This window comes from Marinobacter sp. F3R11, assembly GCF_003318275.1.
Classification (GTDB): domain Bacteria; phylum Pseudomonadota; class Gammaproteobacteria; order Pseudomonadales; family Oleiphilaceae; genus Marinobacter.
The window spans coordinates 721,906-746,279 of sequence record NZ_QOCH01000015.1 but is presented as its reverse complement, the minus strand read 5'-3'; the positions used below and the strand labels follow the sequence as shown (position 1 = coordinate 746,279).

The following is a 24,374-nucleotide window of genomic DNA, read 5'->3' as shown; positions in this document are numbered from 1 at the left end:
AGCAAAAACAAAACAAATAATTGCAAAACCGGTGCTGACTCGCCGCGCAGGCGCTTTCTGAAGACCGCTGCTCTTGGCACTGCCTTTGCCGGGGCGTTGATGATGGGGGCTGGTCAGGCACACGCTGCGACTACATGGAAAATTCAGTCCGTATGGGACGCTGGTACTGTCGGTTACGATCTGTTTGAAGAGTGGTGCGAGAGCATTGAAGAAAAGAGTGGTGGCGAGCTTGTTTTCAAACCCTTCCCAGCCAAGGCCGTTGCCGCTGATAACAATGCGTTGTTTGAAGCCGTTCGGAATGGTGTGTTGCAGGGGATGAATCCGTTTACTCTTTACTGGTCTGGAAAGATCCCGGCATCTGTGTTCCTGTCTTCATATCCGGCAGGCCCGGACCAGCCACACCAGTGGGATACCATGTTCTATTCGCTGGGAATGCTGGAGAAGACCCGGGAAATCTATAAAAAATATGGCCTGTTTTATGTGGGACCTATTCAGCACGATGCCAACATCATTCATTCCAAAAAACCGGTTAACAGTCTTGATGACCTCAAGGGCATGAAGATGCGTGTGCCAGGTGGCATGGTCGCGGAAGTGTTCCAGCAGTTCGGGGTCTCGACAGTCAGCCTGCCAGGATCCGATATTTTCCCGGCTCTGGAGAAGGGCACCATTGATGCGGCGGACTATGTGGGTCCGGCAGTGAACTACGAGCTGGGTTTCTCTCAGGTTACTGATTACATCATGTTCGGACCTCCTGGCGTCATGTCTATCTATCAGCCGGTGGATCTGATGGATCTCACAGTCAACCTGCGGAACTGGAACAACCTGGATCCGAAACTGCAGAAGCTGGTGGAAGAGGAAGTCCGGAATTACTCCCAGCGTCATTATCTCACCATTCAGAAACGCAATATCGAAGCTATGGAGAAGTTCAGAAAAGATGGCGATACGGTGACCCGTCTCAGCCAGGCTGATCTTGCTGAGTTCCGCCGCACAGCGATCCCCATCTGGTACAAGTGGGCTAACAAGGATGAGGATGCGCGCGCAATATTTGATATGCAGCTGAAGTACATGATGAACGATACCGTTGGTTATGTGACGGAAGCTGATATAGAAGGCGTGGAAGGCAAGTAAGCCTGCGTTATCTGACAACAATAAAAAACACATCGGGGAAGGGCAGGGAATGCTCCGGAAAGGGCCTCCTCCTTCCCCGTTTTGTGGCTGAGGTAGTAACAACATGTCTGAACTAGAAGGCTTCGGATTTGTAATGCCGCACTGGTTTTACTGGGGTTGGTTGGCGGTGATGCCACTGATAATGATGGCGTGGGACCGGTGGGCCAAAGCCCGGGAGGGAGAGCCTGTAGAGCCGGGAAAGACTCCTGGTGAGCTTCAGGCAGAGGAAGATGACCCTCTGATCTATCTGGAGTTTGAGGGTAACTGGTTCACTCGCGCTATTGACTGGACCAGCGAAAAATCCGGGGAGTTTGTGTCTTTCTGGACGATTAACGCCGTCGTTTTCTACTTTTTTGAAGTGGTTATGCGTTACGTGTTTAACCAGCCAACCATCTGGGTGCATGAAGCCAGCTTTCTGCTGCTGGGTATGCAGTACCTGTTGGCAGGGGCATTTGCAATGCTTCATGGCGCCCACGTGCGTGTAGATGTGATGTACAACCTTTTACCGGTTCGCGGCAGGATTGGCATGGACATTTTTACCTCTATGTTCTTTTTCGTATTTGCTCTGGTGCTGATGCATACCTCATGGACCTTTTTCGAGAACTCCTATGTCATGAATGAAACCACGGTTGAGACCTGGGGCATTCAGTACTGGCCTGTCAAAGGCATGATGCTTGTTGGTTCTACTCTGCTTTTGCTTGCGGGTATTTCCAAACTCATAAAAGACATAGTTCTCTTCGTTCGTCTGGGACAGGAGCGTGTTGCATGACAGTCAATACAGCAACTGCGTCAGGCCCGAATATGACGGGCAAACTTGGCACATGGCTGATGATCCTGGCCACTGTGGGGTTCGGATTTATTATCTGTGTCGAGATGATCAACATTCTTTTCTACGACCCGTTCAGTGATGAGAAATTCCTGTTCAGGCTGGCAGGTAGCCTGGCCAGTGTAGATATAGGTCCGTTGACCTATCTGATGTTCGGCTCACTCCTGGTCGCTCTGATGATGGGCTTGCCGCTGGCCTTTGTGACAGGCGGTCTCGGGGTGCTGTTTGTCTATCTGGTTGGCGATGCGATGATGCTTAACATCGTGCCGAGCCGGATCTTCCCGATGATGACCAACTCCGATCTGGCGGCGATCCCCCTGTTTATTTTTATGGCGTCCATGCTTGAGCGGGCCGGTCTGATCGAGGAAATGTTCAGTGTAGTCTACAAATGGATGGGCGGGCTCAGCGGCGGTCTGGCAACCGCGACCATTCTGGCGTCTACCCTTCTGGCCGCCATGGTGGGAGTTATCGGCGCTGCGGTTGTGACTATGGGTATCATTGCGCTGCCCGCCATGCTCAAGCGCGGCTATGATCACAAGATTGCCCTTGGCTCGATTATGGCTGGTGGCACCCTGGGCATTCTGATTCCGCCTTCCATTCTCGCCATTCTGTATGCAGTTGTGGCGCAGCAGTCCGTAGGCGAGTTGTATCTGGGCTCTGTGATACCCGGGCTTATGCTGTCCAGCCTCTATATTGCCTATGTGCTTATCCGGAGCTGGCTCAACCCTAGCCTTGGGCCACCCGTGCCGGTAGAGGAGCGTATTTCTTTACGGGAAAAGCTGCTTCTTCTCAAAGGCCTCATTGCGCCCCTGATCCTTGTAGGTCTGGTTCTTGGCTTGCTGTTTGGAGGTATCGCAACACCGGTTGAAGCTGCGGGGATAGGTTCGTTCGGCGCCATCGTTGTTGCCATGATGCATGGAAAGTTCTCTGTTGGCGGCCTGCGTGAAGCCTCGGTAACCACAGCTAAAGCTTCTGCCATGGTGCTCTGGATCATGTTTGGCGCCTCGGTGTTCGTCGGGTTTTACATCCTTCAGGGTGGCCAGCAGTTTGTGACAGACGCCATTCTTGGTACTGGAATGTCCTCCTACGGCATCCTGTTCCTGCTGATGGTGTTACTGGTTGTGCTAGGTATGTTCCTGGACTGGGTCGGTATTCTCCTGCTGGCAGTTCCGATTTTTATTCCGATCGTAAAGGCGCTGACGTTCGACGGGCTTTTTGGTTTTCCACCGGTAAACGGTGACGATGTGGTGCTCTGGTTCGGCGTCCTGTATCTGGTCAACATGCAGATGTCCTTCCTCAGTCCACCCTTCGGCTATGCACTGTTTTACATTCGTGGTGTGTGTCCACCCGAGATATCCATGGGCACCATTTTCAAATCCTCCCTGGTGTTTCTCGCCATTCAGGCCTTTGGCCTGATGGTCTGCATCCTCATTCCGGGTGTAGTGACCTGGTTGCCAGGGCTTGTTTACGGCTGAATATCCAGAGGTAGATAGTATGTTAACGATAAAGAGGCTTGATCTTGCCGAGGCGAGGTTGCTGATTGAAGGTGCTGCAGCCAAGGCACGGGATATTGGTGTTCCCATGTGTGTCGCTGTTGTGGATGAGTCTGGCAACCTGATTGCGTTTGAGCGCATGAACGGCGGCAAGACCAGCAGTGTTACTATTGCTCAGGACAAAGCGTTTACTGCTGCGGCCGCAAAAAAGGCTACCCACGAATACAATGCGGCTAACGTGCCTGGCAGTCTGGCCTTCGGCATTCACACAGAAGTGGGTGGTCGCATAAGTTCGGTTGGGGGTGGTCTGCCGGTGATTGTTGATGGCGAGGTTGTCGGCGGCATAGGGCTCAGTTCCGGCACGCCGCAGCAGGATATGGACTGTGCCCAGGCAGGAATAGACTATTTTGAAACTCAACGTGGTTGAGAGAGGCGTTATGACAACCAGACCAGAGATCAGCAAAGCCGAGCTGGCTGATCAGTTCCGGACCTTTATAGATCCGGATTACGTCATCATAGATGACGAAACCATGAAGCCTTACGAATGCGATGGCATGTCCATGTACTGTGAGATGCCATTGCTGGTCGTACTGCCGGAAACCGTTGCCCAGGTGCAGAGAGTAATGCGTATCTGTCACGAACACGGGGTTCCGGTGGTTGCCCGGGGCGCAGGAACCGGCCTGAGCGCGGGGGCTATGCCGAACAAAGAAGGCGTGGTGCTCTCGCTGGCCAAGTTCAACCGGATCCTGGATATTGATCCGCTGGCACGGACTGCCAGGCTTCAGCCCGGTGTCCGTAATCTTGCCATCAGCGAAGAGGCGGCTCAGTACGGCCTTTACTATGGGCCTGATCCCTCGTCGCAGATTGCCTGCACGATCGGCGGTAATGTGGCGGAAAACTCCGGCGGTGTTCATTGCCTGAAATACGGACTGACTGTGCACAATATTCTCAGTGTCGAAATGGTCACCGCTGAAGGTGACCTGGTCACCCTGGGCAGTGATGGCCTGGATAACTGTGGCATGGATCTGCTCGCTGTGATGACTGGCTCGGAAGGCCTGCTGGGCGTAGTAACAGAGGTGAAGGTAAAACTGCTGACCAGACCTGAAGTCGCCCGGGTGGTGATGGCTGGCTTTGACAGTGTTCAGAAGGCCGGTGATGCGGTTGGCGGGATTATCGCCCACGGAATTATTCCCGGTGGCCTGGAGATGATGGATGGCCACGCCATTGTAGCTGCCGATGATTTTGCCGGTGCAGGCTATCCCCGCGAGGCCAAAGCCTTGCTGTTATGCGAAGTGGATGGCACTGAAGAAGAAGTGCACGAACATATTGCCGAGGCTGAGGCTGTTTTCCGCAAGCTCGGGGCCACCTCTGTTCGCACGTCTCAAAGCGAGCAGGAAAGGGCGCTTCTCTGGCTGGGCCGGAAATCCGCCTTCCCGGCGGTCGGGCGTATTTCTCCGGACTACTACTGCATGGACGGTACGATTCCGCGTCGCCATATTGCCCAGGTACTGACAGACATGCAGAAGCTCTCTGAAGAGTTTGGTTTGCGTGTGGCAAACGTCTTCCATGCCGGCGACGGCAACCTGCATCCCTTGATTCTTTTTGATGCCAACGTACCGGGAGAGTTCGAACGTACAGAGGCTTTCGGGGCCGCTATTCTGAAAATGTGTGTGGATGTCGGAGGATGTATTACGGGAGAGCACGGCGTGGGCGTGGAGAAAATTCGCCAGATGGCTGTTCAGTTCAACGACCAGGAGCTCCAGCAGTTTCATGATCTGAAGGCCGCTTTTGATCCGACAGGCATTCTTAATCCGGGTAAAGCCGTACCCGCACTGAAATTCTGCCAGGAATATCGCTCGCTAGAGCACAAACAACACAAGCATGAACATACGGAAGCCGCACATGGCTGATATCTCTCAACAACTTCAGGAGCAAGTGCTCCAGGCCCGCGCCAGCGGAGAAAAACTCAACATCGTTGGTGGTGGCAGCAAAACGTTTATGGGCCGGGAACCAAGCCCGGGTGCCGGTACTCTTGATATGAGCGGGCATACAGGGATCGTGGACTATCACCCTGTCGAACTGGTGATGACGGTGCGTGCGGGCACGCCTCTGGTGGATATCGAAGCCGCACTCGCAGAGCAAGGCCAGGCGTTGCACTTTGAGCCTCCGCACTTTGGTGCGGGTTCCACTATTGGCGGAACGCTCGCCTGCAACCTCTCCGGACCTGCAAGACCCTGGGCCGGCTCCGTGCGGGATCAGGTGCTGGGTATACGCCTGATCAATGGTAAAGGCGAGCATCTGCGTTTTGGCGGCGAAGTCATGAAGAACGTTGCCGGCTACGACGTTTCCCGGCTTCAGGCCGGTGCACTGGGAACATTGGGTGTAATAACTGAGATCAGCCTGAAAGTCATGCCCAGTCCTGCAGCCAGTCTGACACTGGTGCAGGACATGGCAATAGATGAAGTGTTGCACTACATGAATAGCCGAGCGGCTGAGCCCAAGCCGATCACCGCCGCCTGCTGGGTCGACGGTAAGGTTTACCTGCGGCTCTCTGGCGCAAAAACAGCCGTTGAAGCAACCGCTGAAAAGTGGAGCGGCGATGTCATGAAAGATGGACAGGCTTTCTGGCGTTCAGTGCAGGACATGCAACACGAATTCTTTGCTGAGAAAGATGCACCGCTCTGGCGCTTCTCTGTGGGCTCCACTGCTGATAACCCAGGCCTGGAGGGTGACTGGTTCATCGACTGGGCCGGCTCCCAGCGCTGGTTCCGTGGAGCTGGAGAACTCAGCGACATGGAGACTCAGGCTCGCGCCGCCGGCGGGCAGGTGAACCTGTTCCGGGGTGGTGATCGCACCGGTGAGGTAATGCATAGCCAACCCAATGCCCTTAAAACGATCCAGCGGCGAGTGAAAAGCTCGTTTGATCCCGATGGGATATTTAATCCCGGTCGACTGTATAGCTGGATGTAAGCTCGCCAAGGTCAGATGAGTGATCGGGCAGATGTGTCTCTGAAACTGTGCGAAGCCATGGATGGCGCAGCCAAGCGTACAGGGAAGTATTCACAGCGTGTTTCAGAGACACATCTGCCTGATCGCGACACCACCGAACAAGATTCTTTAGCAGGTAAAACATGCAAACTAACCTGGTTCAACAATTTGCCAACACAACGGAAGGGCAGGAGGCAGAATCTATCCTCAGAGCCTGCGTTCACTGCGGCTTCTGCACCGCAACCTGCCCGACCTATCAGGAGCTGAACGATGAGCGAGACGGTCCCCGTGGCCGCATTTACCTCATGAAAATGTTCCTTGAAGGCGCCGAAGTTACTGAAAAAACCCGAGAGCATCTTGATCGTTGCCTCACCTGCCGCAGCTGCGAAACCACCTGTCCTTCCGGGGTGCAGTACGGCCGTCTGGTGGACATCAGCCGAAACCTCATCGATAAAGAGTTGCCCCGGGCTCCGAAAGACAAATGGATGCGCTGGGCTCTGGCACGGGTGCTTCCCAACCGTGCACTGTTCAGCTTCATGCTGCGTCTCGGGCAGGCATTTTCTCCCGTACTGCCCGGTAAACTGCGTACCAAAGTTCCTCCCAGAAAACAGGCAAGCCCCTGGCCGGCGGCAAGCCACAACCGGATTGTTCTGGCTCTGGCCGGCTGCGTCCAGCCATCTGCTACGCCAAACACCAATGCAGCTGCAGCCCGGGTTCTGGACAGGCTTGGCATTACCATGGTTGAAGCGCCGGAAGCTGGTTGCTGCGGAGCTGTGAATTATCACCTTTCCGAGCATGAAAAAGGCCTGGAACGTATGCGCCAGAACATTGATGCCTGGTGGCCAGCTATCGAAGCGGGGGCGGAGGCTCTGGTGATGACAGCGTCTGGTTGCGGGGCCATGGTTCAGGACTACGGACACCTGCTGCGAGACGACCCGGTGTATGCAGCGAAAGCTCAGAAGGTCAGTGAGTTGTGTACGGACCTTGGTGCCTTCCTGCTGCAACAGGATCTTGAGTCTCTCAAGGTCAAACAGAGCCCTGGCAAGGTGGCTTTTCATTGCCCATGTTCTTTGCAGCACGCAATGAAACAGAGTGGCGTTGTAGAGCAGGTCCTGACCAAAGCGGGCATCAATCTGGCTATTACCAAAGACAAGCATTTGTGCTGTGGCTCGGCAGGCACCTACTCGGTACTGCAGCCGGAGCTCAGCCAGAAGCTGCTGGGCAACAAACTCAAGGCCCTGACCATAGACGATCCTGATCGTATCGTAACCGCCAACATCGGTTGCCAGATGCACCTGGAGACGAAATCAAAGGTGCCGGTACAGCACTGGGTAGAGCTGCTCGACCAATAAATGTCATGGCAGTGTCCCGCACTGTGTGTCAGCCTCTGAAAGACCTCATGCCATTCTCTGTTGTGCGCGTTATACTGCTTCGGCAATTAACCTCATCACAGGGAGTGGTTGGTTGTGCCATAAACGCCGCAATATCAGCCAGGCTTTGAGCCGGGAGTGTATTTTGCGTTGATCTTGTGGATTGGTTTCCTGGTAAACACCCTGACAATGTAAGGTTTTTCATGCTTTTTCTGATCTTCCCTGTTCAACTTTCAGTTCGAATACCGCTTTGAAAACAACACCCTTATCTCATTTCCAGCTAGCCATCCTTCTGGGCATGACTGTTGCGCTTGGCCCGCTTGCGCTAGACGCATATCTGCCCGCCTTCCCTCTGATTGCTGCTGAGCTGGGTATTGCCCACGGAAATGTCGGACTGACGCTCAGTGCTTATGTTGGTGCCCTTGGGCTTGCACAGCTGCTGGGCGGCCCCTTATCTGATCGTTATGGCCGACAACAGATTCTGCTCACCGGCCTGGCGGTGTTCTCCTGTGCTGCCTTCATGATTGCCCAGGCCCAGACTCTTCCTGAGATGCTTGGCTGGCGTATTGTGCAGGGGATTGGCGGGGCATTTTGTGCGGTGTCTGTGCCGGCTATCGTGCGTGACCAGACCCACGGGCAGGATGCTGCACGTCTGTTCGGGTTGATTGGCCTTGTGATGTTCATAGCGCCTGCAGCCGCACCCTCAATTGGAACTCTGCTGTTATATCTGAGCGAGTGGCATACTATTTTTATAGCGCTGGCGTGCTATGGCGTGCTGTTGGCTGTTGTTCTTCATTTTGTGTTATTCCGGCGGCTGCCTCCCCGGAAAAAGGAACAGACGCCTTTGTCTACTCTGGTTACCAATTATGGGCTGGTACTCCGCCATCGCGTAACTATGCGGTTTGTTGGCATACAAGCGCTGTGCTTCAGTGCAATGCTCGTATTTATCACGCACGCATCCTTTATTTATCAGAAATGGTTCGGGCTCTCAAACGCCACTTTTTCTACTCTGTTCGCCGCTAATATTGTCGCCATGGCAAGCCTGAATCTGCTTAACCGCCGCTTACTCAAGCGCTATCAGTCGGTACGGATACTCAGAGCCTGCGTGTTTCTGCAGGCTGTTGCCGTCAGCGTGCTGGTGATGTGTGCCTGGGCTGGTGCGCCCTATTGGGTTGTTGCTATCTGCGTGATTATGTCCGTTGGTTTCATGGGGGCAATCGTTCCCAACAATATGGCCAACGCGCTGGAATTCTTTCCCCATCTCGGGGGGACAGCTGCTGCGATGCTCGGGGCGGCGCAGTTCACCATCGCCGGCGCCATTAGCGCCCTATCGACCACTCTGGCCGGTGGAGCGCTGCTGCCCATTGTGATGGTGATGGCTGTCTGTGTGTTTGGTGCTGCCATACTGGCCGCAGGTGGGCCTGGGGCAGTCGAGCGGGAAAGCCGGGCATAGTCAGAACATCACTTCTGGCGCCGTCGGGTTTTTGCGGCATTACTTTGCCTGGCGATTGAAGCCCGGGAGCTGATGCCCTGGTCAATGTACAGAACGGCATCAGTTATCTGAGGGAACATGTGCTCGTTCAGCAAATACTCCCGCAACGCCGCTGAGTGCGTGAGGGTGTCACGAACCGGGCCGATCAGGCTTACAAGGTAAAGCTGGATACCCTGACTCTGCAGGTTTTCGATCACGCTTTCCAGCATGATCAGCGAGGTGCTGTCTATGCTGCTGATAGCCTGTGCATCCAGTATGACTGCCTTAAGGGAGCCCTCTGGACGCAGCTTCATCATGCTGTACAGCCGTGATTTGAAATAGTCCTTGTTGGCAAAATACAGCGGCGCATCAAAGCGGAAAATCAGCAGATCCTTGCGCACACTCACACTTTCAAAACGGTGGATGTTCCGGTAAAGGTCCTCGCCATCGATTTTGCCAAGCTCTGTGATGTGAGGAGTTGTGCTGTTGTAGATAACCAGCAACAGTGATACTGCCACGCCCACAAGCAACCCCTGCTGAACTCCCAGTAACAGTGTGATGAGGAAAGTGACCAGCAGGATCACAAACTCCTTTCTGTCCTGCTGGAACAGGGCTTTCATTTCTTTGTATTTGAACAGTCCCAGTACCGACATCACGATGATGGCTGCCAGAACGGCTTTAGGTAAGGGATAATCGGTAAACAGCGGTGTCAGGCAGACAACTGTAACAGCGATCAGGCCAGACGATACGATTGCAGATACCTGAGTCAGGGCTCCTGCCTCCCGCAAAGCTGCACTGCGGGAAAAGCTGGCGGATACCGGGAAACTGCGGAACATCGCGCCCAGTGCATTGGCCAGACCAAGCGCAACCAGCTCCTGGTTAGGCTGCACGCTATGTTTGTCCTTCGGCGACTCCTGCGATTTGCAGATCGACATAGTTCCCACAAACCCCATAAAGGCCACTGTAAAGGCCACCGGCAGTAACTCTCCAAGCTTCGCAAAACTGATATCCGGTATCTGAAGTGCCGGGAAACCCTTTGGCACAGAATTGATTACTTCTACACCTGCCTGGCCGGCATGAAAAAGCCCTGAGAGCAGCATGGTGCCGACAAGCAGCATCAGGGCGTTAGGGAATTTTGGCGCATGGCGTTTGCAGAAAAAAATAAAGAGTAAGCTGGCCACTGCGATTCCCACCGTAACCGGGTGCCAGTCGCTTATGCTTGTTAACAGCTGCCAGCAGAGATCCAGCACATTGGTACTATCTACATGAACGCCGGTCAGGTTCTGGAGCTGGCTGCCAATGATGATGATAGCTGCAGCAGAGGTATAACCAACAACAACCGGGTAGGAGAGAAAGTTGACAATAAAACCAAACCGAAGAAGCCCGAACAGGAACTGGATCAGCCCTACCAGCAGGGTCAGCTCGATGGCAAGCTGAAGGTACTGGTCTGACCCGGGCTCGGCCAGCACACTGAGGCCGGATAGGATCAGTATGGCATCCAGAGCGACTGGCCCGACGGAGATCTTGTTGGAGGTTCCCAGTAAGGCGTATAAAAGCGGCGGGAAGATTGAAGCGTAGAGCCCGAACTCCGGTGGCAGGCCGGCAAGTACAGCATAGCCCATACTTTGTGGAATGAGCATGACGCCAATGGCGAGGCCTGATATCACATCCCGTTTTAGCGTATGGGTTGTATATCCCTGCAACCAAAGCAGACCGGGCAGCAATTTATAGAACATAAAAGCAGTTTTCGTTTGAGGGCGGGCCGGTCTGCAAGTGTGTGGAAATCAACAGGCTGAATCAAGGGATATCAGTTTCTGTCCGGCCGCCCTCTGGTGAGCTGCGCTCAGTAGGCTTCCCGGATCAGGTTAATTCCCGGTGTCAGTACTTCTTTCCATGCTCTTTCGAGATCCCTGGTATATTCGGGATCATGGCGGCGCACAGTTTTCAATAATGCATCAAGCCACAATGGATACCATTCAGGCTGGATATTATAATTTGAACGGTTGTGGCTTTCACCAAGCGCTCTGAGCTTGCGGTCTGGCATGCCTCTTGCCGTCAGAATCAGTTGCAGTACCCCGTTGCGCAGCAGGTGTCTCTGTGCGGCCATGTCAGTGTTCACAAAGCGTTGTTTGATCGCCTCCGAGCTTGACATGAAATGATCGTAAAAATCGATAAAAAACTCGTCTCGGTTACAGCAGCGGCCATAGCTTTGGAAAACCAGATCTGTGTCGTTCATGTGCAATAAATGTCCTTGCGAAACTAAAAATATTTAGGTAAGCCTCCAAGAATAGTGGTTGCGTGCAATGTCTTCTGTTGAATTTTGTTAACGTGAAGGCAGTCTCTGGCTCCGTGAATATTGAATATCACACATCATGGCCAACTTCCTGTCATTGGCACAGAACCGTGCAGCAACTGTCTCAGTTTGGTGCGTTTCAACCTCTGGTTTAAGTTAATTTCGCAAACTGTCGGCTTTTCCTACAGGCTGCACCTGCTATCAGCGCCCCCTGGCAAAAACTGAACTCTTGGCCAGCTTTTTGCAAAAGACCTTTTGAAGCATTTTCACTTCAGAAACTATCTGAGATGCAATCCGCAAGGAGAAGTTCAATGACACTCAAGTCTGGTCTGGTGCTCGCTGCGATACTGACGCTGCCCACATCTGTTCTGGCAGATGATCCCATGAAAGTTGGTTTTGTTTATGTTGGCCCTATCGGGGATCACGGCTGGAGTTATCAGCATGATCAGGGCCGCCTCGCTCTAGAGGATCATTTCGGTGAAAAAGTTGCAACGACCTACGTGGAGAACGTAAGTGAGGGCGCTGATGCTGAACGCACAATAAGGCGTCTCGCACAGGCAGGTAACGATATCATTTTCACAACGTCTTTTGGTTTCATGAACCCTACTCTACGGGTTGCGAAAGAGTATCCGGACATAACATTCCTGCATGCCACCGGGTACAAAAGAGACGAAAATCTGGGAACCTATCTGTCTGTTACCTATGAGGGGCGTTATGCAACAGGCGTTGCCGCTGGTCTGGTAACAGAGACTGATACCCTTGGTTATATTGCCTCTTTCCCGATTCCCGAAGTTATCCGTGACATCAATGCTGTTTATCTCGGTGCCAAGGAAGTGAATCCGGATATTGAGCTAAAAGTTATCTGGGTCAATACATGGTTTGATCCCGCTAAAGAGGCCGATGCAGCGAATGCATTGATGGATCAGGGAGCAGATGTCATTGTTCAGCATACGGACAGCCCGGCTCCTCTGATTGCTGCCGACAAACGCGGTGCATGGGGAGTAGGTCAGGCCTCTGATATGCGCGGGTTTGGCGGAGATGCACACCTGTTATCTGTTGTTAATAACTGGGGGCCTTATTACATCGACACCGTGCAGTCTGTTATGGATGGTACCTGGGAACCTGCAGATTACTGGGGCGGAATGTCTGAGGGTACTGTTGAGGTTGTAGGACTGAGTGAACGTCTGTCTGCCGAGCAACAGGAGAAGGTCAATTCGGTGATTGATGCCTTGACCAACGACGAGTTCCATCCATTTACCGGCCCGCTCAAAGATCAGTCGGGTGAGCTGCGTGTTCCTGCAGGCGTTTCCATGACGAATGAAGAACTGGCAGGTATGGACTGGTACGTGGAAGGGATGACTGCCACCTTGTCCAAATAAGGCTGGTTGTTAACGGGCTATACGGGCCGGCAGGAGCGAATCCTGCCGGCCTTTTGCGTGTCAGGCTTCTCGTAATAGCCGGGACACGCAGTCCTGAACGTTTCGGGTCAGTTCGGATTCATCCAGACCATTTACCTGGCCTCCTGCTACTATCTGCCGCCCCTGAACGAAGCTGTCCCGCACGTGCACAGGTTCGCCACACATAAGTGGAGCCATCAGAGGGCTGTGGACACCGGCGAAGCGGGGCTGGTCTATGTCGTACAGAACCAGGTCGGCGGCTTTGCCCACGTCCAGAGTGCCGGTGTCGTGCAGCCCCAGCAGTTCAGCGCCGTTGCGGCTGCCCCATTCAAGTACCTGTTCCAATGTGGTGGCCCTTGGCCCTTTCAGCGCACGGTGGATGAGCCAGGCAAGGTTGAGCTCCTGAAGCATGGAGCCCGACTCCGCTGACGCCGAACCGTCCACACCCAGAGTTATCTGTATGCCCGCAGCCTCCATATCAATGGCTGGAGCTATGCCACTGCCCAGCCGGCAGTTTGATGTGGGGCAGTGGGCAATGCCTGTACCTGTGGCCGCAAGACGGCTGATGGCATGGGGATCGCTGTGCACCAGATGGGCATACCAGACATCCGGCCCCAGCCATTCACAGGACTCTGCGTAGTCGATGGCGCTCATGCCGTATTTGCTCCGGGCCTGACTTTCGTCAAAGCCTACCTCAAGCAGGTGGGAGTGCATTTTCAGGTTGTTTTCTCTGGCCCACCGGGCCTGGGCTTTAAGCCCTTCCGGCGAGCTTGAATGAATCAGGCTGGTGGGCGCGACCACCAGTTTCTTCATGGCATCGGGGCCGGCTTGATGATGCTTTTTCCGGGTGGCATCAAGACGGTCAATAATCTGTTCTATGGTCTCTGCTGCAATCCCGTGTTCTATCATGCCTTCATGGGATCCGGCCTCCGTCGCACTGCCACGGCAGAGCACCATGCGAATCCCCAGTTCCTCGGCAGCCTGCCAGACCGCTTCCTCAAGCTCGGGGCTGGTGGTGTTGTGGTAGAGGTAATGGTGGTCGGCACAGGTTGTGGCGCCGGACCGGATCAGCTCATACAGGCCGAGGCGTGCAGCGTGATACATCATGTCAGGCGTTACCCTGGGCCAGTAGCGAAAAGGTACGCTGCTCAGCCATTCCCCAAGGTTGTGGTTGAGGCCTTCCGGAACACCTTTCATGATGGACTGGGCAAGATGGTGGTGAGTGTTGACCAGGCCGGGCCATACAACACAGCCGGAAGCATCAACAAGGGTTTCCGGGTCTTCCGGCGTCGGCGCCAGGTTCAGGCCCATTTCGGTAATTCGGCCGTCGCGAATGCGGATATCCCGGGCGTCCGGGGCTGTTTCGGATGCTATGGCTTTGGCGTTCTGAATCAGGTAGTTCAATGCTTGCTCCTTCATGTTACCAAGAGCAATGTCCCGAGGCTGGCGCTAATCTGCAGCGCCTCTGACCGCTTCTACTCTTTTGCTGGGTATTTGACCCAGATTCGGATGCAAGAACTCTTCCATTTATTGACCGTATGGTCAGGGCAATGCTTTGTGCCCGGGAACCTTTACAGGAGAGTACTGTATTGGGGCAGAAATCCGGGGCCTGCCCTGAATTGGTTCGTTTTTGCCGTTCGGTGGTAGGTGGTTTGTGTGCCGGGTTGGCGCTGCGAGAGGCGTTATCGGGGCAGGCGCTAAATCAATTATGCTGGCATGGATCCTGCTGCATTTCCGGGGTTAGGGCAGGCTGCAGATTGATAGCCTGCCACTCTGAGTAGAAGCTGTCAGGGATCCTCTGTAAAAGGGGTTTCGGGTCATTGCTCAGTCGCTGATCGGATGCGCAACAGGCGTGATTGGCGGCGACGGCTATGAACTTGCCTGACCGCCTGGTTTTCACGCCCAGTTTGCCTCCGGACATTGTTTATCTTCTGATGATGTGCCCCGGGAGGCCCAATGACTAATCCTCAAGAAAAGTACGCACTCAAGGAACTGAACCTGGAAACTACCTTCGGTGGTATGGGGAAGGAGATTGAGTGTGATGTCCCCGTAATTGACCTGACTGACTTCGAGCAGCGCCGGGAAGACATTACTGATCAACTGTGGCAGGCCGCCACGGAAGTCGGTTTCTTCCAGCTGTCAGGGCACGGTCTGGATCTGGCGTTGATAAAGCAGGCTTTTGGTCTGTCTGAACAGTTCTTTGCATTACCTGAGTCAGAGAAACAGCGCTACCCACTCAAAAAGGGCCTCAACTCAGGCTGGGAGTTCAGATCACAGGTGCGGCCTTCCACAGGTACCGCAGATGACAAGGAATCCTTCCAGATTACCCTGCCACACATGGATGACCTGTGGCCAAACCAGACTGTGGTGCCCGAGTTCCAGCGGGTTATGCTGGATTTTGAATACAGGGCCTGGCAGCTGGGTATGAAGATCCTGTCGTGTTTTGCCGAGAGACTGGGTTTCGAGCGGGAGTTCTTCACCCATGCCCATGACCGGAGCTCGGAAGAGTACCAGAGCACGCTGCGTCTGTTGCATTACCTGCCGCTACCTGAAGGCACAACTCCGGACGAATCAATCTGGCGGGCGGGAGCACACACCGACTTCGACTGCCTGACCATGGTGTTTCAGCAGGAGAACCAGGGCGGCTTGCAGGTGAGTCCGGGTAAGGACGCTGAAGGCAAAGGTGATGAACGTGAGTGGTTCACTGTTACTCCGAAGGAAGAGCGTATTACCTGCAATATCGGCGACATGCTGATGCGCTGGAGTGATGACCGTCTGAAATCGACCCTGCACAGGGTGCGGATGCCAAAACCGGGAGACTACAACGGTCCCCGCTACAGCATGGCGTTCTTCTGCCAGGCCAACAAGGACAAGATCATCCAGGGCCCGGAAAAGAAATATCCTCCGATTTCTGCCCGTGATTACCTCTTGCAACGCATTCAGGCCAATTTCGATGCGGCGGAGAAAACAGCCAAAGCGATGAAGCAGCAATAGCCATGAAGTAAAATCATAGTCCGGAAAAGGCCTCCTGTTGGAGGCCTTTTTGTTTTGCTTGCTTACTCAGGCTGGTTGTTCATCAGCCATTGTCCCAGTTGCTGGCGTTCCTCGTCGGTCATGCCGGTAACATTGCCCAGAGGCATATAATGGGAGTCAACGGCCACTTGTTTAACCTTGCCAGCGTGATTGGCCAACAGTGACAGCTCATCAAACATTATACCTGCTGGCGGCGATTGGAATGCCGGATGACTGGGGGCGCTGGAGTGGCAGGCTACACAGTGAGTACTGATGATTGCACTGGCCGTTTCGTCGCTTACAGTCTGACCGCCGGCAGCTTCTGATGTGACCGGAGCCGGGGCGATAACCCAGATTAACGTAGCGGTCAGAATTGCCGCAACAACCAGTATCCATGGCTGGTTGATATCTCTGTGCCGCAGATTGAAGTAATGCCTGGCAAAAGCCGCGATGAATCCTATGGCCGCCAGAACCGCCCAGCCATAGGGGTGACCATACAGCAGCGGGTAGTGGTTGCTGATCATGATCAGCAGGATCGGCAAGGTAAGGTAGTTGTTGTGAGTGGAGCGCAGCTTGGCCAGCATAGCCAGGCGGGCTACCCGCGCACCCGGATCACCACCTTTCTCTATGGCACTTACCAGCGCTCGCTGGGAGGGGACAATCCCCAGGAAGACATTGGCCACCATGATGGTTCCGATTATGGCGCCCACATGAATGTAAGCACCGCGCCCGGTGAATACCTGAAACAGGCCCCAGTCTGCCACTAAAAGAATGGCAAACAGAATCAGGCCAAAGGCCTTGCCGTTGTCTGCCAGCGGGCTGCGAATCAGTGCTTCATATATAGCCAGCACGACAGCAATGGTGCCTAGCCCGATGGCCATCGCAGTGCCCACACTGATGTCTGCTTTTGTCGGGTCAATCAGGTAACCGGGTGAGCCCATGTAGTAGACAACGAACAGCAGGGCCAGGCCGCTTAACAGTGTTGAGTAGGCTTCCCATTTGAACCAGTGAAGTTCATCGGGCATCTCCCTGGGGCTGAGCTTGTACTTGGCTATTTCATAGATACCGCCACCATGGATGGCCCAGAGATCACCCTTGATGCCTTCCTTCTTTTTCCATTCCGGCGGCTCCCGGAGATGGTTATCCAGCCAGACAAAATAGAATGAGGCACCGATCCAGGCGACTCCGGCAATAACATGAAACCAGCGAACGAGAAGAGATAGCCATTCGCTCAGATATGCTTCCATGGGTCAGGCTCCTTGCGTGTGAGAATGGGTGGGCGAAGTTCCGGACTGAGGCAGGGCGGCTCGTTGATACTGAAGTTGTCCGGTCACAACGGTAGCGGCGATGGCCCGGTCATCTCCCAGGATCATCAGGTTGAAGAGTGTTTCTGAAAGGTTGTTGATAAACAGGTTTTTCATGGAGAGCATCGGCGAGGCGTGGTGATCCAGTACGACAAAATCAGCAGTTTTTCCTGGCTCGAAGTTGCCGCATTCTTTATCCCGGTGCAGAACCCTGGCATTACCCAGAGTGGCCAGGTAAAAGGCTTGCCAGGGCGTCATGGTCTGCCCGCGCATGCGGCAGACCTTGTAGGCTTCGGCCATGGTGGCAAGCATCGAAAGGCTGGTGCCTCCGCCAACATCAGAGGCGAGACCAACGGATACATCGGCTTCACAGGCGGCCCTGAAATCGAACAGGCCACTACCAAGAAAGGTGTTGGATGTAGGGCAGAAGGCAATCCTGCTGCCGGTATCTGCCAGTCGCTGGCGATCCTCATCGTTGATGTGAATTCCGTGGGCCAGCACCGTATGATCACCGAGCAGTCCATAGTGGTCGTAGACGTTGAGATAGCTTGTGCGTTCGGGGAAGAGTTCGCCGACCCATTTGATCTCCCCGATGTTCTCGGCCCAGTGGGTCTGCACCATGGCATCCGGGTATTCCGATGCCAGTCGACCGGCCAGGGTAAGTTGCTCCGGAGTTGACGTGGCGGCAAAGCGGGGCGTAATGGCATAACGCTGGCGGCCACGGTGATGCCACTTTTCCAGCAATTCCAGGCTGTCGGTGTAGCTGCCGGAGGTTGTGTCTTTCAGGTTTTCCGGTGCATGCCGATCCATCATGACCTTACCGGCGGTCAGTCCCATGCCACGCTCTTCGGCCGCCTCGAACAAGGCGTCGACCGACTCCGGGTGTGAGGTACAGAACACCAGTGCCGATGTAGTGCCGTGAGACAAAAGCAGGTCGGTGAACCGGCGGGCTTCGACCCTGGCCCAGTCGGCATCGCTGAAACGTGCCTCGTGGGGGAAGGTATAGGTTTCCAGCCAATCGAGCAGTTGTGTTCCATAGCTGGCCATAACGCCAAGTTGTGGCATATGGACGTGTGTGTCGATAAAACCGGGAACAATCAGGCCGTGAGGCCAGCAGGTAACCTGGGTGGAGGCGGGTAACCGTGGGAGCCATTCGCTGGCTGCGCCTGCGGCAAGCACCTTGCCCTGATGCACAACAAGCACGCCGTCCTCAAAGTACTCCATGCTGTTCGGGCTGGGTTCCGGGTTATTGCCGGGATTATCCAGGAAATGGAGCAAGGCTCCACGATGCACTTCGCAGCCAATAGGCAGTGTTGTGTCGGAGAATATACTCATCAGCTTCCCCGGTAGGTTGAGAAGCCCCACTGGTTCAGCAGCAGAGGGACGTGGTAGTGGGTGTCCGGGTCACTGACCTGGAAATCCAGACAGACCTCGGGGAAGAAAGTGTCCAGACCACGTGACTGATACCAGTCGCCGGTGGCGAACCGGAGCCGGTAGTGGCCGGGTTCAATGGGGGTGTCGAACCAGTTCATCACGCGTCCGTCAGCGTCGGTAGTGCCCTGGGCGATGGGAGTCTCGGTCTGGCCTATGATCCGATACAGTGAAACGTTCACGCCGGCTGCGGGAGTACCACTCCCCAGGTCCAGAATGTGCGTGGTCACGGGGCTCTTCTGGCTCATAGCAGTTTCTCCAGTCGTAGTTCGGTAATTTTTGCCTGTTCGTCTGCCGCCGTCGCAAGTTCCTGAGCCCGGGTTTGTGTCAGGCGTGATTCCAGAAGCTCCAGCATTTCCCCGGCGGATTTACCTGTGGCACACACAATGAAGATAAAGCCGAATTTCTCCTGATAGGCATCGTTACCGGCCTTAAGGCGCTGCAGAATTTCCTCCGGGGCCTGGCGGGCACCTGCCTGTTCGCCACTGGCCATTGCCCGCGTACTGGCGTATTTCGCTCGCAGGCTGTCGATATCACCTATTTTCGGGTGTGCGCTGAAGGCCTGGAGCCAGTCCTGTTCAGTCAGCTTCGGCCACAGGTCACGGCTTTGGGTGATCAGGGCGCTTTTGTCACGATAGGGCAGGCCTTCCAGCATACCCTTTACCCAGGTTTCAGCGGCGCAGCAGTTGCGCAGCTGAGCTTCTGCTTCATCCCGGGACATTGTGTTGAGTGTCTCTGTGGTCATTCCGAGATATCTCCTGTCTCAGTATTTTTGATCAATCCCTTGAGCTCCTTCCAGGCCAGGCCCCTGCGTGCTGGTGTTGTCTGAGCATGAGAGGCGGTCAGGCTGAGGAGTTCGGCACTGATGGAAACGGCGACCTCCATGGGGCGTTTTCCGGGTACATCGGCGCGCCCCACCGGGCAGCGAATGCTGTTAATGTCGGCAGCACTGAAGCCCCGGTGATCCAGTCGTTTGCGGAACCGCCCGGCCTTGGTGTCCGAGCCGATCAGGCCAATACCTGCGCAGTCTCCGCTGGTCAGCAGGGTGCGGCAGAGGTCAAAGTCCAGTTGGTGGTTGTGGGTCAGAATCAGCACCTGTTTGCCGGCACACAATGCAGGAGCATCACCGACAGGATCATCTGTGTGGTGAATGCGGATATTCCCCGGGCAATCAGCCGGAAACTGCTCGGCACGTTCATCTACCCAGGTTATTCTCCAGGGTAACCCGCCAAGAATGGTCACCAGGGCTTTTGCTACATGACCGGCACCAAAAATGACCAGTTCCTGTTCGCATCCCGGGTGAGCTTCCAGAAGAACCGAAACACTTCCTCCACAGCACTGGCCAAGGCTCGCGCCCAGAGGGAAGTTGGCCATTTCGCTGATGAATTCCTTCCTGGCCAGACGTTCCCTTGCTTGTTGGCAGATCCGGTATTCCAGGTGTCCGCCGCCAATGGTGTCGTAGCTCTGCGTGCCCGTGACCACCATCTTGCTGGCGGGCTCACGGGGTACCGAACCTGTAACTCCAAGTACCGTCACCAGAACATAGGGTTCGCCCTGGTCTTCACACAGGGCAACGGCCTGGTACCAGTTAAGCCGGCGATCCATCAGGCGCTCTCCCTATGCTGTTCCTGCCATGCCTTGCACGCGGTGATTGCAGCCAGAACCCGTTCTGGTGTTGCAGGGGTATCCAGCGGTGGGCTGAAGCGGTAGCCGGTAAGGCTGGAAACCGCGTCGCGAAGCGCGCTCCATACGGCGATGCCCAGCATCAGCGGGGGTTCGCCCACAGCCTTGGAATGAAATATCGTAGCTTCACGGTTCGGGCTGTCTGGCAGCAACTCGACGCGCAGATCCGGCGGACAGTCGGATACCGCAGGGATTTTGTAACTGGCGGGGCCTGTGGTCAGCAGCTTGCCGTCATCGTTGTAAACCAGTTCTTCGGTGGTGAGCCAGCCCATACCCTGAACGAAACCGCCTTCAATCTGGCCAATATCGATCTCCGGATTCAGCGAACGCCCGGCATCGAAAAGGATATCGGTGCGCATGACCCGGTATTCCCCGGTCAATGTATCCACCACTACTTCGGAGCAGGCTGCACAGTTCGAGTAGTACAGAAACGGGTGCCCCGTGCCTGTTTCGGGATCGTAGTGAATCTTCGGTGTGGCGTAGAAACCGGATGAGGACAAGGGGACCCGGTTCATATATGCCGTCTGGATGAAGTTTGCCCAGGGCATCCTCAGGTCGTTGATCTGCACCTGGTTATCAGTGAAAGTCACCTCCTCTGGCGCTACGGACCAGTGGCTGGCCGCAAACTCTGTCAGGCCCGCCATAAGCTTTTCGCAGGCATCCAGCGCTGCCATGCCGTTCAGGTCAGAACCTGACGATGCAGCCGTGGGCGAGGTATTGGGCACCTTGTCGGTGCGGGTTGCGGATACCTTTACACGTTCAATATCGACCTGAAAGGCTGATGCCACCACTTGCGCCACCTTGATGTACACGCCTTGTCCCATCTCGGTACCACCGTGGTTTACCTGGATGCTGCCATCGGTGTAAATGTTTACCAGGGCGCCCGCCTGGTTGAGATGTTTGGCGGTGAAAGATATCCCGAATTTAACCGGTGTCAGAGCCAGGCCGCGCTTGAGTACCGGGCTGGACTGATTGAAAGCCTTGATATCGCTGCGCCTTTTGCGATAGTCGGAGCTTGCTTCGAGTTTTTCGACAAGTTCCGGGAGTACGTGCTGTTCAATTGTCTGGCCGTAGTGGGTCGTATCCCGCCCCGGCCGGTAAAGGTTGAGTTTGCGGATGTCGAGTGGGTCCCGGCCGAGATGGCGGGCAATGTCGTCCATGGCGTGTTCGATGATCATCATGCCCTGAGGGCCGCCGAAACCCCGGAACGCCGTATTGGAAACCGTGTGGGTTTTGCAGCGGTGACCGGTGACCCTTGCCTGATCCAGGTAGTAGGCGTTGTCGGCGTGGAACATGGCTCTGTCAACGATGGCGTCGGACAGGTCGGGGGAATTTCCGCAACGCCCGGCAACCATAAGGTCAGCACCAAGGATCAGGCCATCGTCATCAAAGCCTATGTCGTAGGTGTTGTAAAAGTCGTGTCGTTTGCCGGTCTGGATCATGTCATCTGCGCGGGACAGTCGGTATTTCACCGGCCGGTTGGTTGCGTTGGCCAGCAACGCTGCGATGCAGGCTACGGGGGCCGCCTGGGTTTCCTTGCCGCCAAAGCCTCCGCCCATTCTGCGAACTTCTGCATGAACTTCGTGGATGGGCAGTCCCAGTACCTCAGCCACCAGTTTCTGAACTTCAGAAGGGTGCTGGCTGGAGGTATGAACGAACATGCCTCTGTCTTCGGTTGGCTCGGCCAGCGACGCCTGGCCCTCCAGGTAGAAGTGCTCCTGCCCACCCACGAACTGTTCTCCGCTGAGGCGATTGGGTGCCTGTGTCAGCGCCTGCTCCGGTTGGCCTCGTTGTTGTGTCTGGCTGGGACGAACAAAGAATTCTTTGTCGAGTGCCTGGGTAACGGTAACGACAGCATCCAGGGCCTCGTACTCAACCTTCGCCAGCTTTGCTGCCTTGCGAGCCGCTTCATGGGAGGTTGCGGCAACGGCGAAGACCGGCTGCCCGATGTATTCAACGATATCGTCAGCCAGTACCAGATCGCCTGGAAAAACCGGCCCTATATCCAGGTGTCCGGGTACGTCTTTTGCGGTAAGCACGGCAATAACACCGGGGTACTGGCGAACTGCGTCCAGATCCATGGACACTATGCGGGCATGAGCCTGTTCGCTATGGCCCACAGCTGCGTGGAGCATGCCCTCGGGGGTGGGCAAGTCATCAATATAGCGTGCCTGGCCACTGACATGCTTCCAGGCGCTGTCGTGCTTCACGCTATGGCCAGCCAGCCCGCGGGCGCTATGCGCCGGAGCCGGTGTGTTCAGGGGGAGTTTACGCATAGTCGGTCACCATCAGTTGTTCGCCGGGCAGAGAGGTAGACGCCAGCATGGCGCGTCTTAACAGGTTTCCAGCAACCTGCAGTCTATAGCCGGAGGAGGCACGAACATCGCTCAGAGGCGAGAAATCACTGTCCAGGGCTGCAATTGCGGTCTCCAGGGTTTCTTCACTCCAGGGCTGGCCGGTCAGGGCGGCCTCTGCCTGAACAGCCCGCGCAGGGGTGGCTGCCATGCCACCGAAGGCCAGGCGGCAGTCACGGACAACGCCCTTGTCGATCGTCAGCCGGAAGGCTCCCAGAACCGCCGAGATATCATCATCCAGGCGTTTGGATACCTTGTAGATGTAGAGACTTTCGTTGGCTTCGGGTACGGGCACACGCACAGAGCGAATGAACTCGCCAGGCTGGAGAGCGGTCTGTTTATAACCCTGGAAGAACGTTTCCAACGGCAGGCGACGTTCGCCTTCGGGGCCATCCAGTACCAGTGTCGCGCCGAGTGCGATCAGTGGAGGGGGCATGTCACCAATCGGCGATGCATTGGCGATGTTGCCACCCAGCGTGCCCCTGTTACGGATCTGAAGTGATCCCAGACGGTCCAGCATTGAGTCAAAAGCCGGCCAGAGTGCGCACAGGGGTTCCCGGAACTGCTGGTAAGTTGTGGCAGCGCCGATCACCAGTTCCTTTCCGTCCAGGGTGCAACCTTGCAGTTCGGGTATGCGCTCCAGGCTTATCAGGTGGTCCAGGGTTCTGAGCTGCTGGGTAATCTCCAGCGTCAGGTCTGTGCCGCCTGCTACCAGCCGAGCGTCAGGGGCTTCGCGGCGCAGGGTGCGAAGCTCTTCCAGACTTACAGGTGAGTCATAGCGTGCACCTTGGGGTGAGCTCAGGGTAAAGCTGTCCTGGTGAATGCCCCCCAGTTCTGGTGCCGGGAGCCTGCTGGCCATTCCCACGGCTGGATGATCCGAATCCGGCTTCCATTCCTCCACCATTGCCTGGTGGCTTGCCTCAATAATGGGCCGGTAGCCGGTGCATCTGCACAGGTTGCCGGACAAGGCCTCAAGAATCTGGCCGTTGCTGGTCTCACTTTCTTTACGGTTGGCGTGCAGTGCGGCCAGGGACATAACAATACCTGGTGTACAGAAGCCGCACTGGGCTCCGTGCATTTCTACCATGTTGCTCTGTACTGGGTGCCCCGGCTCCTGCTGGAAGGCTTCAATAGTGATGAGTTCCTTGCCGTGAAGGCTGCCCAGCAAGGTGATGCAACTGTTTATTGCCTGATAGCGGATGCTCCCGCTCTGGTCAGGTGTACCGGTAATGACAGTACAGGCCCCACAATCACCGGAGGCACATCCCTCCTTGGTGCCGGTAAGTCGCATTTTGGTGCGTAACCATTCCAGGATGCTCAAATTTGGGTCGGCCTGGTCAAGTTTTTCAATTTGACCGTTTAGAAGGAATTCGATCACAGCTCTCTCCGCTAGCAGTCTGTTTGCGGTGTTTCGGGGTGTCCTGCCTTTGGCTACAGGCAGGCTGCTCAATGTGTCCTGTCAGGTTTCTGCAAAAAGCTGACCAATTGGTTTGTTTCGTTGATTTTTGATGTTTATTAATTTTTGGCAAGCATATTGCTGGTACCTCAAATGTTGATTGTTTGGTCAGTTTATGAATTCTGGCCA

Annotated in this window: 20 protein-coding genes; 10 read left to right on the top strand and 10 right to left on the bottom strand. The window is 55.2% G+C overall.

Features of this window, described 5'->3' with window-relative positions; translation table 11 throughout:
* Window positions 1–102 precede the first annotated feature (102 nt).
* From dctP to DS878_RS11855, 8 genes are all read left to right on the top strand, one after another.
* A complete protein-coding gene (dctP, locus tag DS878_RS11890; RefSeq protein ID WP_410003481.1) occupies window positions 103–1,128 on the top strand; it encodes a TRAP transporter substrate-binding protein DctP in 1,026 nt (341 codons plus the stop codon).
* A 103-nt stretch (window positions 1,129–1,231) separates the two neighbouring features.
* Entirely contained in the window at window positions 1,232–1,936 is a 705-nt protein-coding gene (locus DS878_RS11885; RefSeq protein ID WP_113816155.1) for a TRAP transporter small permease subunit, read from the top strand.
* Complete coding sequence (locus DS878_RS11880) at window positions 1,933–3,468, top strand: TRAP transporter large permease subunit (RefSeq protein WP_113816154.1); 1,536 nt, start codon at window positions 1,933–1,935, stop codon at window positions 3,466–3,468. Before DS878_RS11885 ends, DS878_RS11880 begins: the two co-directional genes overlap by 4 nt.
* Window positions 3,469–3,487: 19 nt before the next feature.
* Entirely contained in the window at window positions 3,488–3,913 is a 426-nt protein-coding gene (locus DS878_RS11875; RefSeq protein WP_113816153.1) for a GlcG/HbpS family heme-binding protein, read from the top strand.
* A gap of 10 nt (window positions 3,914–3,923) precedes the next feature.
* Window positions 3,924–5,396: an FAD-linked oxidase C-terminal domain-containing protein gene (locus DS878_RS11870; protein WP_113816685.1), complete on the top strand. Its 1,473-nt coding sequence runs from the start codon at window positions 3,924–3,926 to the stop codon at window positions 5,394–5,396.
* Window positions 5,389–6,456, top strand: coding sequence for a glycolate oxidase subunit GlcE (gene glcE, locus DS878_RS11865; RefSeq protein ID WP_113816152.1), 1,068 nt, complete (start codon window positions 5,389–5,391; stop codon window positions 6,454–6,456). The genes DS878_RS11870 and glcE overlap by 8 nt, the downstream gene beginning before the upstream one ends.
* 161 nt (window positions 6,457–6,617) lie before the next feature.
* The gene (gene glcF, locus DS878_RS11860) at window positions 6,618–7,826 is read left to right on the top strand and encodes a glycolate oxidase subunit GlcF (protein ID WP_113816151.1); all 1,209 of its coding nucleotides are present in this window, start codon (window positions 6,618–6,620) and stop codon (window positions 7,824–7,826) included.
* 268 nt (window positions 7,827–8,094) lie between these two features.
* Window positions 8,095–9,297: a multidrug effflux MFS transporter gene (locus DS878_RS11855; protein ID WP_261977794.1), complete on the top strand. Its 1,203-nt coding sequence runs from the start codon at window positions 8,095–8,097 to the stop codon at window positions 9,295–9,297.
* An 8-nt stretch (window positions 9,298–9,305) separates the two neighbouring features.
* Here DS878_RS11855 and DS878_RS11850 read toward each other — a convergent pair whose 3' ends face one another.
* A complete protein-coding gene (locus tag DS878_RS11850) occupies window positions 9,306–11,051 on the bottom strand; it encodes a SulP family inorganic anion transporter (RefSeq protein ID WP_113816149.1) in 1,746 nt (581 codons plus the stop codon).
* Between the two features lie 107 nt (window positions 11,052–11,158).
* A complete protein-coding gene (locus DS878_RS11845; protein ID WP_113816148.1) occupies window positions 11,159–11,551 on the bottom strand; it encodes a globin in 393 nt (130 codons plus the stop codon).
* A gap of 368 nt (window positions 11,552–11,919) precedes the next feature.
* Between DS878_RS11845 and DS878_RS11840 the strand changes: the two genes are divergently transcribed.
* On the top strand, window positions 11,920–12,987 hold the full coding sequence (locus tag DS878_RS11840; RefSeq protein ID WP_113816147.1) for a BMP family ABC transporter substrate-binding protein: 1,068 nt from the start codon (window positions 11,920–11,922) through the stop codon (window positions 12,985–12,987).
* 60 nt (window positions 12,988–13,047) lie between these two features.
* On the opposite strand, the gene DS878_RS11835 is transcribed toward DS878_RS11840, so the two are convergent.
* Entirely contained in the window at window positions 13,048–14,409 is a 1,362-nt protein-coding gene (locus DS878_RS11835; RefSeq protein ID WP_113816146.1) for an amidohydrolase family protein, read from the bottom strand.
* 552 nt (window positions 14,410–14,961) lie between these two features.
* On the opposite strand from DS878_RS11835, the gene DS878_RS11825 reads away from it, so the two are divergent.
* The gene (locus DS878_RS11825) at window positions 14,962–15,999 is read left to right on the top strand and encodes an isopenicillin N synthase family dioxygenase (RefSeq protein WP_113816144.1); all 1,038 of its coding nucleotides are present in this window, start codon (window positions 14,962–14,964) and stop codon (window positions 15,997–15,999) included.
* Between the two features lie 62 nt (window positions 16,000–16,061).
* Here the strand turns inward: DS878_RS11825 and DS878_RS11820 are convergent, their stop codons facing one another.
* The 7 genes from DS878_RS11820 to xdhA are packed head-to-tail and all read right to left on the bottom strand — an operon-like array spanning window position 16,062 to window position 24,167.
* Window positions 16,062–17,264, bottom strand: coding sequence for a urate hydroxylase PuuD (locus DS878_RS11820; protein WP_113816143.1), 1,203 nt, complete (start codon window positions 17,262–17,264; stop codon window positions 16,062–16,064).
* Between the two features lie 3 nt (window positions 17,265–17,267).
* Window positions 17,268–18,632 carry a guanine deaminase gene (guaD, locus tag DS878_RS11815; RefSeq protein ID WP_113816684.1) on the bottom strand — a complete coding sequence of 455 codons (1,365 nt, stop codon included), beginning with the start codon at window positions 18,630–18,632 and terminating at the stop codon, window positions 17,268–17,270.
* Between the two features lie 23 nt (window positions 18,633–18,655).
* Complete coding sequence (uraH, locus tag DS878_RS11810; protein WP_113816142.1) at window positions 18,656–19,000, bottom strand: hydroxyisourate hydrolase; 345 nt, start codon at window positions 18,998–19,000, stop codon at window positions 18,656–18,658.
* Entirely contained in the window at window positions 18,997–19,497 is a 501-nt protein-coding gene (gene uraD, locus DS878_RS11805) for a 2-oxo-4-hydroxy-4-carboxy-5-ureidoimidazoline decarboxylase (protein WP_113816141.1), read from the bottom strand. The genes uraH and uraD overlap by 4 nt, the downstream gene beginning before the upstream one ends.
* Complete coding sequence (xdhC, locus tag DS878_RS11800) at window positions 19,494–20,357, bottom strand: xanthine dehydrogenase accessory protein XdhC (RefSeq protein WP_113816140.1); 864 nt, start codon at window positions 20,355–20,357, stop codon at window positions 19,494–19,496. Before xdhC ends, uraD begins: the two co-directional genes overlap by 4 nt.
* Window positions 20,357–22,711, bottom strand: a complete 2,355-nt coding sequence (xdhB, locus tag DS878_RS11795) for a xanthine dehydrogenase molybdopterin binding subunit (protein ID WP_113816139.1) — start codon at window positions 22,709–22,711, stop codon at window positions 20,357–20,359. The genes xdhC and xdhB overlap by 1 nt, the downstream gene beginning before the upstream one ends.
* A complete protein-coding gene (gene xdhA, locus DS878_RS11790; protein ID WP_113816138.1) occupies window positions 22,704–24,167 on the bottom strand; it encodes a xanthine dehydrogenase small subunit in 1,464 nt (487 codons plus the stop codon). The genes xdhB and xdhA overlap by 8 nt, the downstream gene beginning before the upstream one ends.
* Between the last annotated feature and the right edge of the window lie 207 nt (window positions 24,168–24,374).